Here is a 16,437-nt window from a genome sequence, read left to right on the forward strand (position 1 = left end):
GTGGGGCTATCGGGTGCCCGCAGGCGTGATGAAGCATTATACGCCAGCAGACATGATTCAAATGTACAAGTACCAGGAAGTGAATGGCGATACGACCGTGTTCGTAGGGGAAAAGGCGAGCGCAGACAGGCGCTACAGCTACTTCATCGGAATGGAAAACCCGAATCTCAGTCGGTACGTGATTTTTTACGACAACCAGGTCATCCTGCACTCGGAAATGCTGCGCGACCCGGACTATCATTTTACGCTGGACGAAATCAGGGAGTATGCAGCGATTATCGAGAAAAAGTCAGTGTACATCAAAGAGGTCATCGAAGACCTGAACTTGACGACGCGGCTGAGGAACAAAGAGCTGTCGCTGCAGCGGAAGACGGTCAACATGGTCACGCTCTTGCGCAGCATCGTGATTGACATCCTCAACGACCCGAAGTACGCCAACTGCCACATCGAATTTGCGTTCAGCGAAGAGTACATCCCCGTAGAGGCAGATGAAATCTTGATGTGGCGGGCGATCAACAACCTGATCTACAACGCGCTCGTCCACAACGATGACGGGGTAAAGATTACGGTGAGCGTTGAAAAGAAAGAACGCGTGCGCATTACGATTGCGGACGATGGAAAAGGGTTTAAAAAAGAAGAGCTGAACCGGATTTTTGACCGTTACTACCGGGGGACGAACACGGGCGATGCGCATAAAGGCTCCGGGCTGGGCATGGCGATTGCTCACGATATCATCAAGGCGCATCAGGGAGAGATCGTCATCAACAGCGAGGAAGGACGCGGAACTGTAGTAAAGATTACTTTATAGATAATCATGTAGGGAAGCGGGACACCTGTGCAGGGTGTCTTTTTTATGCGGGTTTGTGGGAGGTTTGGACCACAGAAATTTATTTTATTTATCACATATTTTTTATTTTATATAAGTCTGAATATATTGATTTACCAACTGTTTTTCTAGTGAATATAATTGTTATTATCAGAAAAACATATTACAATAAACAAGTGTTTCTGGAGTAAAGCACGCTAAAAGGGGGAGAAGAATAATCTTACCAACTATTAGGAATGCTTTATTAGAAGCACGACATGATGCAGGAGAACGTTTTTTATCAAGTAAAAATGATCGCCTGCTCATGATGTGTACGATTAGGTAGTACTCTACAGCTTTTTCGCAAATACAGCTAGCCAAAGCAGAGAGGAAGAAGAACCGAAGTGGAAAAGAAAGAGTTAAAAAGGGGTCTGGAAACGCGCCACATTCAAATGATCGCATTGGGCGGTACAATTGGCGTAGGGCTCTTTATGGGTTCGGCAAGCACGATTCAATGGACGGGTCCATCCGTAATGCTTGCTTATGCAATTGTAGGAATTTTTATATTTTTTATCATGCGCGCCATGGGGGAAATGCTGTATGTAGAGCCGAGCACCGGGTCGTTCGCGACGTTTGGCTACAAGTACATTCATCCCTTGGCTGGTTACTTGACGGCCTGGAGCAACTGGTTCCAGTGGGTCGTCGTGGGGATGGCGGAGATTATCGCCGTCGGGACGTACATGAAGTACTGGTTCCCGGATTTGCCGGCCTGGATTCCCGGGATTATTGCCATGCTGATTCTCGGGGCAGCGAACTTGTTCTCCGTTAAATCGTTTGGTGAATTTGAGTTTTGGTTCGCTATGATTAAAATTGTTACGATCGTCTTGATGATTATCGCCGGATTTGGCCTGATTTTCTTCGGAATCGGTAACGGCGGCAACGCAATCGGATTGTCGAACCTGTGGGAACACGGCGGCTTTTTTGCTGGCGGCTGGACAGGCTTTTTCTTCGCTTTATCATTGGTAATCGGGGCTTATCAAGGGGTCGAGCTGATCGGGATTACGGCTGGTGAGGCAAAAGATCCAAAGAAAACGTTGACGAGCGCGATCCAAAGCATCATCTGGCGTATTCTCATTTTCTACATCGGTGCAATCTTTGTTATTGTAACCGTTTACCCATGGGATCAACTGCAGTCGATTGGCAGCCCGTTCGTGGCGACGTTTGCGAAAATCGGGATTACGGCAGCGGCTGGACTGATTAACTTTGTCGTTATCACCGCAGCGATGTCCGGCTGTAATAGTGGTATTTACAGTGCGGGTCGCATGCTTTATACGCTCGGTATGAACGGACAGGCTCCGAAAATTTTCACCAAGCTGTCCCATAACGGCGTGCCGCTTCTGGGGACGATCGGCGTGCTGATCGGCTTGGGCGTCGGCGTGATTTTGAGCTATATCGCGCCGGAAAATCTGTTTGTGTATGTGTACAGCGCAAGCGTGCTGCCTGGAATGGTTCCGTGGTTCGTCATTCTAATCAGCCAAATCCGCTTCCGCAAGCAAAGAGCGGCAGAGCTGCGCGATCATCCGTTCAAAATGCCGCTTGCTCCACTGACCAACTACGTCACGATTGCCTTTTTGCTGATGGTACTGGTCGGAATGTGGATTAACGATGAAACACGCATCTCGCTGATTGCCGGGATTGTGTTCCTGGGCATCATGACGATCAGCTTTTACGCTTTTGGCATTGGCAAGGCAGTTCCGCTCGATGAGCAGGACGGGAACGCCAAGCGGTAATAATCGTTTGGGCAACAGATAGGGACATTGGCGACGATGTCCCTATTTTTTTGTGCAGATAAAAATTATCCAGTATCAGGGCAACTAACCTTCGAGGTTCGCCAATGGCTTGGCGCAGCCAAGTTTTCTAATCTGTGCGGGAAAAAGAGGCGGTGCAGTTGCAGGGTTGAAATTTAAGTTCAAGAATCTTAAAATAAAGATATTATTTGGTGAGAAGCTACGTGTGTCACTGGAAGAAAAATGCGAAACAGTAAGGGGGCTTTTTGCGTGGAAATAGGGGTAAGCACCTTTGTCGAAACGACGCCGGACCCACAAACCGGCGAGGTTATCAGCCATGCGCAGCGTTTGCGGGAAGTGGTCGAGGAAATTGTGCTGGCGGATCAGGTAGGGCTTGATGTGTTTGGCGTTGGCGAGCATCACCGGAAAGACTTTGCTGCGTCTTCTCCCGCGATGGTGCTTGCGGCGGCTGCGCCACAGACCAAGCGGATTCGACTGACGAGCGCGGTGACGGTGCTGTCTTCGGCTGACCCGGTTCGTGTATTCCAGGACTTTGCGACACTCGATGCGCTCTCGAACGGACGCGCAGAAATCATGGCCGGGAGAGGGTCTTTTATCGAATCATTTCCTTTGTTCGGCTATGATTTGAACGATTACGATGAGTTGTTCGAAGAAAAGCTGGAGCTGCTGCTGAAAATCCGCGCGTCGGAAAAGGTGACCTGGAGCGGCAAGCATCGGCCTGCCATCCAAAATCTCGGGATTTATCCGCGGCCTGTCCAGGACCCGCTGCCCGTCTGGATCGGCAGTGGCGGCAACACGCAATCGGTCATTCGGGCCGGACTGCTGGGGCTTCCGCTCGTTCTCGCCATCATTGGCGGCCGCCCAGTGCAGTTTGCGCCGCTGGTCGAGCTGTACAGGCGCGCAGCGATCAAAGGCGGTCACGATCCGCGCAAGCTGCAGGTGGCTTCCCACTCGCACGGCTTCATCGATTGGGATACGGAGACGGCAGCCGACAAGTTTTTCCCGTCTACCCAGCAAGTCATGAACGTCCTGGGACGGGAGCGCGGCTGGGGGCACTACGACCGCTCGAGCTTTGACGCGGCCAGAAGCTTTGAAGGCGCGCTGTACGTAGGCGACCCGGAAACCGTAGCGGCGAAGATCATTCACCTGCGCAAACAGGTCGGGATCACCCGGTTCATGCTGCACGTTCCTGTAGGCACGATGCCGCACGATCAGGTCATGCAGGCGATTCGGCTCTTGGGCACCGAGGTGGCGCCGCGCGTGCGCGAAGAAGTGGCAAAGTGGGAAGCGGCAGAGTGAACCAGCCGTCGGCAGCGTGGTCTGCTCTGTCTGGGGAGTCCTCGTGACGAGCAAAAAGGCAGATTGTATGAGGTGGAAGCAGTCAGATGCTCCACCTTTTTTTATTTGGATAGTACGAGACGTAACGTACGGCAGGAACGTCTACCTTGTAACCAATCATCAAAGCAAATAAGGTGGGCTTCCTATGAAAAAAGTGGTCGTCACGTGCTTTTGCATGCTTTTCGCAGCTTTTGTCAGCGGCTGCGCCCCGGAGGAAACTGTACAGGAGAACGCCTTGCCAGCGCCGAAAGAAGCTCCGGCCGCGGCTGATGCCGGTGCTGCGTTGAATCAGACGATAGACATCTCCGCAAACCAGAACAAAATCGCCAGCTATATGGTGGAGGAATGCAAAAAGGCGTTCTCGCCCTACTATGAGCTGCTGGCGTTTACTTTGTCCGACTACGAGGAAAAAACCGTCGATGGAAAAGTGGAAGCCATTTTCGGGTATCAGGTGAAATATAAAAACTTCGAAAAAGACCCGGACACCGTAGACTACATCAAGGCGGCAAAAGCCAAAGGCGACCCGCGATATCAGCAGTTGCACGACGAGTATTTGCAGCCCAAAGAAATGAACTTTCATTTGAAGGCGGTAATCGAACATAACGGCTCTGTCACGCTTTACACCAATGTAAAACCAAAAGGGATACAGTGGGAAAAAGTCGTCATGTCTGACTTTGTACTGAAAAAATAGGCGAATAGGCACGTTTTCCAGAATCGGATGAATTAACGGTTTCAAAGAACTGGAAAGTAGGGTATATTCCTAGGTGGGCAATAATACCTATTTCATTAGTTGGATCACCCATTACAAGCATTCGGGGAGGCAGCATTTTGAAGACGACGTTATTTGCGCAGGAGACTCCTTTACATAAAGTCTTTTCCGATGATTACTTGTTTACGATTCCTTCCGTTCAGCGTCCGTACTCATGGACGACCAACGAAGCGGGAGAACTGCTGGATGATTTGCTCGACTTTATCGAACATTACGGGATTACGGAAAAAAATATTGGCGATGTAGAGGAGCCTTATTTTCTCGGCAGCATTGTGCTGGTCAAGAAAGACGGCCCTCATGCAGAAGTGTTGGACGGCCAGCAGCGGCTTACGACATTGACGATTTTGCTTGCGGTATTGCGGGATTATTTGGGCGACGACTACGCTGCCGAGATTGATGACATGATCGTGCAAAGAGGGAGCAAGATTCGAAACATTGCCGATACGTACCGTCTCTGTCTGCGCAATCGCGACAGCGACTTTTTCAAAGTGAGCATTCAGGAGCGGGGCGCTACGCAAAAGCTGAATGCAGATACGCCCGTGAAAACGGACAGTCAAAAGGCGATTCGGGACAACGCCCTGTACTTTTTGGAGCGGCTCAACGAATTGGATCCGCAGACGGTCAAGACGCTGCCTGGCGTGATCGCAACGCTTTGCTATATTGTCGTGGTGTCGACTCCCAATTTTGATTCGGCTTTCCGCATTTTTACCGTGCTGAATGATCGCGGGCTGGATCTGATGACGAGCGATATTTTCAAAGCGCAGGTCATTGGCGATATCCCGAAACATGAGCAGGACCACTACACAAGCAAGTGGGAAGACGTCGAGGTTTCTCTCGGCAGGGACCGTTTCAACAAGCTGTTCGATCACATGAGGATGATTATCCAGAAGCGAAAAGGCAGCGCGAATTACAAAGACGAGTACAACGAGATTTTTTCCACGATCAGCGGCAGCCGGTTTATTGATGAATACTTGATCCCGTATGGGGAGATTTATTTAAAGCTGGTAAACTACAATTCATTTTTCAGCCAGCAGCCACAGCTTATCAAGATTTTGAGCTTGTTGAACCGGATTGACAACAACGACTGGATTCCGCCTGCCATGTACTACATGCGTCATCACAACCAAAAGGTAGAAGATTTTCTCTACCGCCTGGAGGTGCTGGCTGGTACGAGCATGATTTTGCGGAAAAACTTCAACTGGCGCATGTCGCGGTACTCGCAAATTTTGCGAGAGATGGATAAAGGCGTCGACATGTTTTCCGACGAGTCGGCTCTTGAGGTGACGGAAGAGGATAAGCAGGAAGTCATTCGCATGCTGAACGGAGATGTGTACACGGATCTCAAGGATACGGCGAAGCGCTATTTGCTTTTGCGCCTGGACTCGCTTTTGACGGCAGGGCAGCCTTACTACGACTATTCGGTTATTACCGTCGAGCACGTCTTGCCGCAAACGCCCAAACCGAACAGCGACTGGTTGCAGCATTTCCCCAATCCTTCCGAGTACGTTCATAAACTGGGCAATCTCGTGTTGCTGACACGGGCCAAAAATGCGCAGGCCAAAAACTATGATTTTCAAAAGAAGAAAGCCTCCTATTTTCAAACGAGCAACGGGATCAGCTCATTTGCGCTCACGACTCAAGTGATTCAGGAGAAAGAGTGGACGCCGGATGTTTTGAAAAAGAGACAAAAGAAGCTGATCGACTTGCTCAAAAACGCCTGGAACCTGCACGCGAAAAGCACGACGACCAGTCCCTGAACAACTGGATGCCTTCGATAAGTTCGAAGGTGTCTTTTTCTTTAAGATTGAAAAGGGGAAGTCACAAGTTTGTTAAATCCTCCCTTTTGTTTTGATGAGTGGTAGTCATGAACTACAGACAGACCTTGAAACTTCTGAACATTCGGGATAATCTTGAGGGAAAGGATTGATTCGTAAAGCGGAGGGTGGTTGATGCATGTTCGAGGAAAGCGTTTCGTTGCGGATGTGGAAACGTTTTGTTCAAGAAGGTGTAATTGACTCAGCACGAATCAACAAACGGATTACAGAGTCGTGGCATCGCTGCAAAAGAAATCGGGTAAATCCGTACGCAGGAACGGGACAGGTTGTGTTGGCAGGAGACGCTTTGAAAAGGCAGCAGGAGAGCAGCCGGCTTTTGCTGGAGCTTGCCTTGCCGCAGATCGACCGACTGTCGCCTTTTATTCACGATGTGGGAATGATTGCGCTCGTGATTGATCCCGAGGGCTATGTGTTGAGCATGCGCGGCGAAAAACGGGCGCTTTTGGATGCGAACGCGATCAATTTCGTCGAGGGCGTGCGCTGGACGGAGGAAGAGGTAGGGACCAATGCCATCGGAACGGCGCTCATGGCAAAGGAAGCGATCATGGTCAACGGGACGGAGCATTATTCTGTTGCCTCTCATCGCTGGAGCTGTTTTGCCGCGCCGATTCGCGACGAAGCAGGCGGCCTGCTCGGGGTCATTGACGTATCCAGCCCGCTGGAGCGCAGCCATCCCCAGACGATGGCGACCGTTATGACATTGGCGTACTCCATCGAGCAGGCGTGGATGAAGCAGCGGCAGCAGGACGAGCTGGAATTGCTGCAGCGCTCCGTGCTTTTGGCGGACGAACCGGAACGGCATCTGATCGTCTACAACCAGGAAGAGCGGGTGGTGTACGCGAGTGCGGGCATACGCAAACAAATTGCTGGCTGGTCAGGACGGACGCGGCGCGAGCTGGCCGAATACGGGCTGATGGAGGTCAGGCAAGCCCCGGTGTTCTCCGGGCGCCATAACGGCTTGATCGGCTGGATTGTCGAGCTGACTCCCAGCAGCACGCGGGCTCCGCGCATTTTTCTCAGCGGCAGCCCCGCGTTTCAGTTCAAAGGCGAGAAGGGAACCAGCGCGGCTTTTGCCCGTGTGCTGCGGGAGCTGGAGCGAATTGCGCCAACGGACGGCAATGTCGTGATTTACGGCGAGAGCGGCACGGGAAAAGAGCTGGCGGCGCAAGCGATTCACGACAACAGCCCGCGCCGGGAAGGGCCGTTTGTCGCGGTCAACTGCGGGGCGATCCCGCGCGAGCTGATGGAAAGCGAGCTGTTTGGCTACGTCGAGGGAGCCTTCACGGGGGCGCGCCGCCGCGGGTACAAGGGCAAGCTGGCGCAGGCCAACGGGGGAACGCTGTTTCTCGACGAGATCGGGGAAATTCCGGCGGCGATGCAGGTAGCTCTGCTGCGCGTCCTCCAGGAGCGAAAAGTCACGCCGATCGGGAGTGCGGAAGAACAATCGCTGGATATTCGCGTCATCGCGGCTACGCACCGCAATTTGCGCCAGCAGGTGAGCGAAGGCACGTTTCGCGAGGACTTGTACTATCGGCTGCACGTGCTGCCCGTCTCGCTGCCGCCGCTTCGTTCGCGCAAGGAGGACATTCCGCTGCTCATTCGGCATTATTGCCGCAAAAACGGCTACGACGAGCTGGAGTTGCCGGACGTTTTGCAAAAGGAGCTGCTAGCCTACGACTGGCCGGGAAACATTCGCGAGCTGTACAACGTGGTGGAGCGTCTCAGAGTGATTCCCAGAGAAGATTGGAAGCGTTTTCTTGCCGGCTTAACCCGGCCCGATCTGAACCACGATTTTTCCGTCTCCGTGTATCCGGACCAGCCAAGTACAGATTTGCGCCTCGGCGCAGGTCACGCGGCAAACGAGCCAGCTTTTTACGAACCGGACTCCTTGCGCTATCGCGAGAAGCTGGAACGGCAAACGATCGTCCAGGCGCTGGAAAAGAGCGGCGGCAGCGCGTCTGTGGCGGCCGAGCTGCTGGGCATTCCGCGCAGCACTTTTTACCGCAAGCTGAAAAAGTATCGGCTCTGAGCCTCTGACGACGAAAACAACAGGGAGGAACGCACGTATGCAACCGACATGGCGACAAACGACGCTGCAACTGCTCGACACGACCTCCCGGATACATACGGGGGACGTGCTTGTCCCGTTTGGCATCGACGAAGCGTACGCCCGCCTGTGTGCAAAAGATGCGGCAATCGCGCCGCTGGTTCACCTCTGGCGGCACGAAAAGGCAGTGGTGCTCGGCTCGCGGGACGCCAAGCTGCCACAGGCGGCGGAGGCTGTTCGCGAGCTGGAGGCAAAAGGATATCGCACGGCTGTCCGCCAATCGGGGGGCGCGGCCGTTCCGCTCGCTCCGGGCGTGGTCAATCTGTCGCTGGTGATGCCTGTCGGAGCTGCCGACTTGAATCCCGAGCCGTTTTTCGCGCAAATGGTCGAGCTGATTCGCGCAGCGTTGGGCGACGATGGAGAGCGCATGAACAGCGGCGAGGTCGTAGGCTCCTATTGTCCAGGGACGTACGATCTTGCCATCGACGGCTATAAATTTTGCGGGATTGCCCAGAGGCGTTTGACACGCGCCGTTGCTGTGCAGGCGTTCATCAATGCAGAGGGCTGCGGGCGTGCGTACGGTGAGGTCGTCCAGTCCTTTTACGAGACGGCTGCCCAAGGAGCCTGTGTCGAGCAGTATCCGCAGGTGCAGCCTGAACGGATGGCAAGCCTGTCCGAGCTGGGCTTGCCGGGTGGAGCCGAATGGTTGGCCGCGCGAATACGCAAGGTGTTGCACGCACAGGCAGCATCTTCGTTTTCGGTGCTGGATGTCTGTCCGCCATGGCTTGCCCGGGAGGCGGAGAGCGCGCTCCATATGCTGCAAGGAAGACAGCGTCACCTGGTCGGTTCTTAAAGAACCGGCCTTTTTTATTTTCTGCCATCGACCAAGCCGGACAGAGGCAGGTGCGGCCCAGTGAGAATTGAGAAAAAATGAGACAAAATGGGACGCCCGTCTCAGTTTGTCTCACCTGCGAGGGACATGTCCCGGCAAAACGAGGCGGAAACATGGCGCAAATACGCGTTTTTGTCGGACAGGTCCAGGCTGGCACAAGGATTGCACATAGAAAAGGGCAAGAGCGATCGACCGGTCGTTCCAGACAAGTCACGATGGAGGAGGCGTATCTGATGAAAGTAATCCAGGCGGAAGAACAGGTGCTGTCCCGTGAGCAGGCGAAATGGATGTACCGCAAAATGCTGGAGATCCGCAAATTCGAGGACGCGGTTCACGTGTTGTTCGGACAGGGCAAGCTGCCAGGCTTTGTTCACTTGTATGCGGGAGAAGAGGCGATTGCGGTTGGGCTGGGCGTACATCTGAACCAGCAGGACAGCATTACCAGCACGCACCGTGGTCACGGCCACTGCATTGCCAAAGAGTGCGACTTGAATGGAATGATGGCGGAGATTTACGGCAAGGCGACAGGGCTGTGCAAAGGCAAGGGCGGCTCGATGCACATCGCGGACCTGGACAAAGGGATGCTGGGGGCAAACGGCATCGTCGGAGGCGGATTCCCGCTGGCGTGTGGCTCGGCGTTGACAGCCAAGCTGAAAAAGACCAGTGCGGTCAGCGTATGTTTCTTTGGGGATGGCGCAAACAACCAGGGAACTTTCCACGAAGGCTTGAATCTGGCGGCGATCTGGAAGCTGCCTGTCGTGTTTGTGGCAGAAAACAACGGGTACGGAGAGGCGACGCCGTTTACATACGCCTCGAGCTGCACTCATATCGCCGATCGTGCAAGCGGTTACAATATGCCGGGCGTGCGAGTGGACGGCAAAGACGTACTCGCTGTTTACCGGGCGGCGGAGGAAGCAGTAGCCCGTGCGCGGCGCGGCGAAGGCCCTACCCTGATTGAATGTGTGACTTACCGCAACTACGGGCATTTCGAAGGGGATGCGCAAAAATACAAAAAAGAGAGCGACAAGCAGGAGCACTTGAACGAAAAAGATGCGATTGCGACGTTCCGCAATCATTTGACTGCATCGCAAACGCTCGCTGACGCGGAGCTGACAGAGATCGAGCAGTCGGTGGAAGCGGCGATTCAGGAGGCAATCCGCTTTGCCGAGGAAAGCCCGTATCCGAACGCCGAAGAGCTGCTGACAGACGTGTACGTGTCGTACTAAGAGAGGAGGATGGAGAACATGACGAGAAAAATCAGCTTTTCTGCCGCTGTAAACGAAGCGATGAAGCTGGCGATGAGAGCCGACGAGAACGTGATTTTGCTGGGCGAGGACGTGGCTGGCGGCGCGCAGGTGGACCATTTGCAGGACGATGAAGCGTGGGGCGGCGTGCTTGGCGTGACCAAAGGGCTTGTGCAGGAGTTCGGCCGCGAGCGCGTGCTGGATACGCCGATTACCGAAGCGGGCTACATCGGGGCGGCCATGGCGGCTGCGGCAACAGGGATGAGGCCGATTGCCGAGCTGATGTTCAACGATTTTATCGGAAGCTGCCTCGACATGGTGATGAATCAGGGGGCGAAATTCCGCTACATGTTTGGCGGCAAGGCGCAGGTTCCGATCACGATTCGCACGATGCACGGCGCCGGATTCCGGGCGGCAGCGCAGCACTCGCAGAGCCTGTACGCCATGTTCACGCACATCCCGGGCATCAAGGTAGTCGTGCCGTCCACGCCGTATGAGGCAAAAGGCTTGCTGCTCGCCGCCATCGAGGACAACGACCCGGTCATTTTCTTCGAGGACAAAACGCTGTATAACACCACAGGAGAAGTTCCGGAAGGCTACTACACGATCCCGCTCGGCGTAGCGGACATCAAGCGCGTGGGCAGCGACCTGACGATTGTCGCCATCGGCAAGCAGGTACAGACAGCGCTTGCGGCAGCCGACCAGTTGGCGAAGAAGGGAATCGAGGTCGAGGTAGTCGATCCGCGCACGCTGTCGCCGCTGGATGAGGATACGATTTTGGCTTCCGTCGCGAAGACGAATCGCCTGATCGTGATCGACGAGGCGAACCCGCGCTGCAGCATCGCCACCGATATCGCAGCGCTTGTGGCCGATAAAGGCTTCGACACGTTGGATGCGCCGATCAAACGGATCACAGCGCCGCATACCCCTGTTCCGTTTTCTCCGGTGCTGGAGGATCTGTATCTGCCATCGCCGCAAAAGGTCATTCAGGTCGTGTCGGAAATGATCGGAGACGCTTCGATTACCGCCGTTTCCTGATCGACTGGGCAGCACCCGGCTGTCGGCAACGAGCAATGCCGGGTGCTTTTTCGGCTGAACACAAGCGCGTAGGCAAGGCAGGAGAGGAGAGAGCAAAATGGCAGAAAATATCATTATGCCCAAGCTGGGAATGGCAATGGTGGAAGGTACGGTTATCGCCTGGAAGAAGCGCGAGGGAGAGGCGGTAAAAAAAGGCGAGGGCATCGTCGACATCAGCTCGGAAAAAATTGAAATGGAAGTAGAGGCCGCTGCAGACGGCGTGCTGTTGAAAATCGAGGTTCCCGAGGGTGGCGTGGTCCCCTACGGCACCGTGCTTGGAGTGATCGGACAGCCAGGGGAACTGGCAGGGACGGCCTCTGTCACCGCGTCGGCAAAAGCGACTGCCGAGTCGGCCGCTGCGCTGGCGGCTTCGGATGAGCAGCGGACAAAAGCAGGAGCGCCAGCGGCAACAACTGCAACTGCCGTACTGGATCGTCCGCGGGATGGGATCAAAATCTCGCCTGTAGCGCGCAAGATGGCAGAAGAAGCGGGCATTGACTACACAAAGCTGACGGGCACAGGGCCGCAGGGCAGAATCACCAAAGAAGACGTGGAGCGCTTCATTCAGGCTGGCGGGGAAAAAGAGACGAATGCGGCGGCACAAGTTGCTGGCGTGCAAACGAGCGTTGCACCTGTCGCGGGCAGCAGCGACCATGCGGCAGCGGCCGTGAACACAGCCGAAAAGCAGCCTGAGCGCATTCTTGTCTCCGGCATGCGCAAAGTCATTGCCGAGCGGATGTACCAGAGCCTGCAGCAAAGCGCCCAACTGACGATCACGATGCAGGCGGACATTACCGAGCTTTTGCAACTGAAGGAAAAGCTCTCGCCAGAAATGGAGCGCCGCTACCAGCTCAAGCTGTCCGTTACCGATTTGATTGCCAGGGCGGTCGTTCTGTCGCTTTTGCGGCACAAGCAGATGAACAGCGCGTATGTGGAAGACCGGATCGAGCTGTACGAAGAGGTTCATCTCGGAATAGCCGTCGCGCTGGAAAAAGGTCTGGTCGTCCCCGTCATTCGCCAGGCCGAGCAGAAGACGCTTGCCGAGCTGTCCAGCCAACTGAAATCCGTCAGCGCACGGGCAAGACAAAATCAGCTTGCGCCGGAAGAAATGAAAGGCTCTACCTTTACGATCACCAACCTGGGCAGCTATGGCGTAGACACCTTTACACCTGTGCTGAATCCGCCGGAAGCCGGGATATTGGGCGTAGGCGCGGCGAAGGACACGCCTGTATTTGTCGGCGACGAGCTGCAACGCCGCAGCATATTGCCGCTCTCCCTGACATTTGACCATCGGGTGCTCGACGGCGCTCCGGCTGCGGCGTTTTTGGCGACAGTCCGGTCTTACCTGGAAGAACCGCACAGCCTGCTGGTCTAGGGAGGGAAGGGCATGTACGATATCGCGATTATCGGCGGAGGACCAGCGGGCTACGTGGCGGCAATTACGGCGGCGCGTGCCGGAAAGCAGGTTGTGCTGATCGAACAAAAGGAGCTGGGCGGCACCTGCCTGAACGAAGGTTGCATGCCGACCAAAGCGCTGCTGGAGTGCGCGGACACATATCAGCACGTCTTGCATGCAGGACGCTTCGGCATCGAAAGCCCTGTGGACCAGACGCGAGTCCAATGGGAGAAAGTGCACGCCTACAAGCAGGGCATCGTTCAAAAGTTGACTGGCGGCGTGCAGTACTTGATGAAGCGCAATCAGGTGCAGGTCATGCGAGGACGCGCGACGTTTCAAAACGAGCGCTCTTTGCGGGTAGAAACGGCAGACGGCACGAGCAGCGTAGAGGCAGAGAAATTTATTGTAGCGACCGGGGCGGAGCCAATCGCCCTTCCTTTTGCTCCATTCGACGGGGAGTGGATTTTGAACAGCAGTCACTGCCTGTCATTGGAAAAGGCTCCGCCCGTGCTGCTCATCGTGGGCGGGGGAGTGATCGGCTGCGAATTTGCTTCCGTTTACAGCAGAATGGGCAGCCAGGTCGTCATGGTGGAGCTGGCGGAGCAACTATTGCCGGGAGAAGACGCTGACATCGCGGCATTTCTGGAGCGCAGCCTGAAGCAGGAGGGCGTGCAGTTGCATCTGGGGAGCAGCGTGGAAGCACTGGATCGCACGGGCAGGCTGGCGCGCATCCGTACTCCGGAGGGGGTAAAGGAACTCAAGGCAGATGCCGTCCTGGTAGCGATCGGAAGAAAGCCGCGTCTGGACGGACTTTCGCTCGATCGAGCCGGGGTAAAAGCGACAGCGCGCGGGATCGAGGTAAACGAGCGCTTGCAGACGAGCCAGCCGCATATTTATGTCGCAGGTGATGCGCGCGGAACGATTCAGCTTGCCCACGTAGCTTTTCACGAAGGCGAGACTGCTGCTCGCAACGCATGCGGCGAGGAAGCCATGCTCAACCTGCGCGCTGTGCCTCGTTGCATTTATACATCGCCGGAGGTGGCTTCCGTCGGATTGACGGAGCGTCAGGCCAGAGAGCAATACGCAGGGCTGCTCGTCGGCGAGTTTTCTTTTTCGGCCAACGGCAAGGCGATGATTTTGCAGGAAGCCGCAGGCAAAGTAAAAGTGCTGGTGGAGCCGGCGTACCACGAGATCGTCGGCGTGACGTTGGTGGGGCCGCTGGCAACAGAGCTGATCGGGCAGGCGGCGCTTCTTTTGCATGCCGAAATGACGGCAGATGCCATGGAGAACTTTATCGCTCCGCATCCTACGCTTTCAGAGGCGCTGAACGAGGCGGTTCGCGGGGCATTGGGACATGCGATTCACGGATAGCGGAACAAAAGTCGATGACTGCAAGCGATGCAAAAATGTGAAACAGATAGCCCTCCACCGAGCCAAGGGAGGGCTATCTGTTTTTTATCGAGAAGAAGCAGCGTCAGTTGGTCGTGCTTGGCAGCAAGATGGTAAACCTCACGCGTTTTCCCCTGTTTTCTGCGTGTACTTCTCCATTATGGAATTGGATGATTTTTTTCGTGATGAATAACCCAAGTCCGAATTTTCCGTTCATCCCTTTGTAAAAATGGTTGAACAACTGATCTAGCTGTTCAGCTTCGATCGGGGGACCGTCGTTTTCCAGGATGATTTCCACGAGTTCTTTTTCTTGGACGAGAACGCGGTTCACCGATATCCAGATAGAAGATTTGGCAAAGCGCATATTGTTTTCCAAAATGTTCTCCAGTGCTACCGTAAGCTCTTCCTCGTTTCCCCAGACAAACACAGTTTTCATCTGGTTGTGAATGACGATATTGTTTTGCACCAGTAAAAATCTCTCGATGAGATTGTGAACAATTGCTTGGACGTTCGTGGGCTTACATTCACTTTTTCTTTCTAATATATAGTCGAGACTGTTGAGGTACAGCAGTTTTTCTACCTTTTTTTCGAGATGCTTCGCTTCTTTAATAATGACAGCAACCGTCTCGTCAAAAGAGTCGTTCAAATAGATTCGATCCAAAAGCGCCTGGGAATAGCTGTGGATGACCATGATAGGTGTTTTCAAATCATGGGAAACGCTTTGTAAAAAAATTTCTTCCTCCATCTCCATTTTCTTGAGCGATTCTTGCATCATGTTAATAGAGGAAGCCAGTTTGCCGAATTCGTCTCCGCGATTTAGATCAATCGGTTCTTCCCACTCCTTGTTTGCAATTTTGCGAACCTTCTTTTCCAAGTAGCGCAATGGCTCGGTAATTTTATTCGAGATAAACTTGGCTATGCAGATGTTGATGATAGAGAGTATGACGAGAAGCCGAACGAGATTGATTAGGACATCGACCGAGACATATGTGACGAGTACAACCGTGATGATCCCCGTAATAAAAGTGAGAAAAGCGGTCATGATTACCCATATTTGGAGTCCAAACGGTTTGTCTCTCATCCATTCACCAGCCTATACCTGTAACCGTAGCCATAGACAGTTTCTATGGACAGCTTTGGCATTTTTTTTCGTATGCGCCGCACAGTATCGTCGACTACACGATCAGAGCCATAATAGTTTTTGTCCCACAATCGTTCCAAAATTTGTTCCCGAGAGAACACACGATTTGGATGGTCAATGAAAAACAGCAATAGCTCAAACTCCTTGCTGGTCAGGGATATGGAAACACCTTCGTGATGAATGGTGTGGTTTTCGCGGTGAATGGTATAGTCGTTTATTTTGTTTATAGCGTGCCGATGAGGCTTTGTGCCGTTTTTGCGTTCCAGCAGCTTTTGCGTTTTCAAGATCAGTTCTCGCGGTAAAAATGGTTTGGAGATGTAGTCGTCGCAGCCTAGTTCCAGACCGACAACCCGGTCGATTTCCTGGTTTTTGGCAGAGATAAAGATAACAGGAATATCCGGGTGGATTGCTTTGATCTCTTTGAATAAGGTGTATCCGGTCGTATCGGGCAGCATAATGTCCAAGATCCAGAGGTCAGGTGTCTCCCGGATTTTTTGCTGGGCACAGAAGCCGTCCAGAAATGCTTCCACGGTATAGCCTGCGTTTTCCAGATACTTCTGCAAGATGGAGTTTAAATCCTGATTATCTTCAACTAAAAAGACGGTGTACGCCATCTGCAAAAACTCCCCCTCACGATGTAATACATACTATTATACCGGAATGGAGCAAACCTCTGAATTCAAGAGAATCCAGAGG

General features: G+C 53.7%; 13 protein-coding genes. 11 read left to right on the forward strand and 2 right to left on the reverse strand.

The features are described from left to right. Positions 1 to 28: 28 nt before the first annotated feature. From M655_RS01085 to lpdA, 11 genes are all read left to right on the forward strand, one after another. Entirely contained in the window at positions 29 to 808 is a 780-nt protein-coding gene (locus tag M655_RS01085) for a sensor histidine kinase (RefSeq protein ID WP_026557670.1), read from the forward strand. 401 nt (positions 809 to 1,209) lie between these two features. Beyond that, positions 1,210 to 2,595 carry an amino acid permease gene (locus M655_RS01090; RefSeq protein ID WP_005830611.1) on the forward strand — a complete coding sequence of 462 codons (1,386 nt, stop codon included), beginning with the start codon at positions 1,210 to 1,212 and terminating at the stop codon, positions 2,593 to 2,595. Between the two features lie 267 nt (positions 2,596 to 2,862). Then, positions 2,863 to 3,912, forward strand: coding sequence for an LLM class flavin-dependent oxidoreductase (locus M655_RS01095; RefSeq protein ID WP_025844693.1), 1,050 nt, complete (start codon positions 2,863 to 2,865; stop codon positions 3,910 to 3,912). A 184-nt stretch (positions 3,913 to 4,096) separates the two neighbouring features. Further along, positions 4,097 to 4,642: a hypothetical protein gene (locus tag M655_RS01100; RefSeq protein WP_026557669.1), complete on the forward strand. Its 546-nt coding sequence runs from the start codon at positions 4,097 to 4,099 to the stop codon at positions 4,640 to 4,642. 137 nt (positions 4,643 to 4,779) lie between these two features. Beyond that, entirely contained in the window at positions 4,780 to 6,477 is a 1,698-nt protein-coding gene (locus M655_RS01105; protein ID WP_005835596.1) for a DUF262 domain-containing protein, read from the forward strand. A gap of 196 nt (positions 6,478 to 6,673) precedes the next feature. Next, on the forward strand, positions 6,674 to 8,584 hold the full coding sequence (locus tag M655_RS01110) for a sigma-54-dependent Fis family transcriptional regulator (RefSeq protein WP_007778120.1): 1,911 nt from the start codon (positions 6,674 to 6,676) through the stop codon (positions 8,582 to 8,584). Positions 8,585 to 8,621: 37 nt separating this feature from the next. Beyond that, positions 8,622 to 9,455, forward strand: coding sequence for a lipoate--protein ligase family protein (locus M655_RS01115; RefSeq protein WP_026557668.1), 834 nt, complete (start codon positions 8,622 to 8,624; stop codon positions 9,453 to 9,455). Between the two features lie 272 nt (positions 9,456 to 9,727). Continuing rightward, positions 9,728 to 10,720, forward strand: a complete 993-nt coding sequence (locus M655_RS01120) for a thiamine pyrophosphate-dependent dehydrogenase E1 component subunit alpha (protein WP_005826811.1) — start codon at positions 9,728 to 9,730, stop codon at positions 10,718 to 10,720. Positions 10,721 to 10,738: 18 nt separating this feature from the next. After that, the gene (locus tag M655_RS01125; protein ID WP_005826813.1) at positions 10,739 to 11,776 is read left to right on the forward strand and encodes an alpha-ketoacid dehydrogenase subunit beta; all 1,038 of its coding nucleotides are present in this window, start codon (positions 10,739 to 10,741) and stop codon (positions 11,774 to 11,776) included. A 97-nt stretch (positions 11,777 to 11,873) separates the two neighbouring features. Then, a complete protein-coding gene (locus M655_RS01130) occupies positions 11,874 to 13,190 on the forward strand; it encodes a dihydrolipoamide acetyltransferase family protein (RefSeq protein WP_025846955.1) in 1,317 nt (438 codons plus the stop codon). 12 nt (positions 13,191 to 13,202) lie between these two features. Then, positions 13,203 to 14,582 carry a dihydrolipoyl dehydrogenase gene (gene lpdA, locus M655_RS01135; RefSeq protein WP_026557667.1) on the forward strand — a complete coding sequence of 460 codons (1,380 nt, stop codon included), beginning with the start codon at positions 13,203 to 13,205 and terminating at the stop codon, positions 14,580 to 14,582. A gap of 103 nt (positions 14,583 to 14,685) precedes the next feature. Here lpdA and M655_RS01140 read toward each other — a convergent pair whose 3' ends face one another. Together M655_RS01140 and M655_RS01145 are read right to left on the reverse strand one after the other, a co-directional pair. Beyond that, the gene (locus M655_RS01140; protein WP_026557666.1) at positions 14,686 to 15,681 is read right to left on the reverse strand and encodes a sensor histidine kinase; all 996 of its coding nucleotides are present in this window, start codon (positions 15,679 to 15,681) and stop codon (positions 14,686 to 14,688) included. Beyond that, the gene (locus M655_RS01145) at positions 15,678 to 16,355 is read right to left on the reverse strand and encodes a response regulator transcription factor (protein ID WP_005826821.1); all 678 of its coding nucleotides are present in this window, start codon (positions 16,353 to 16,355) and stop codon (positions 15,678 to 15,680) included. The genes M655_RS01140 and M655_RS01145 overlap by 4 nt, the downstream gene beginning before the upstream one ends. Positions 16,356 to 16,437 lie beyond the last annotated feature (82 nt).

This window comes from Brevibacillus sp. NSP2.1 (genome assembly GCF_000470975.2).
Taxonomy (GTDB): Bacteria; Bacillota; Bacilli; order Brevibacillales; family Brevibacillaceae; genus Brevibacillus; species Brevibacillus agri.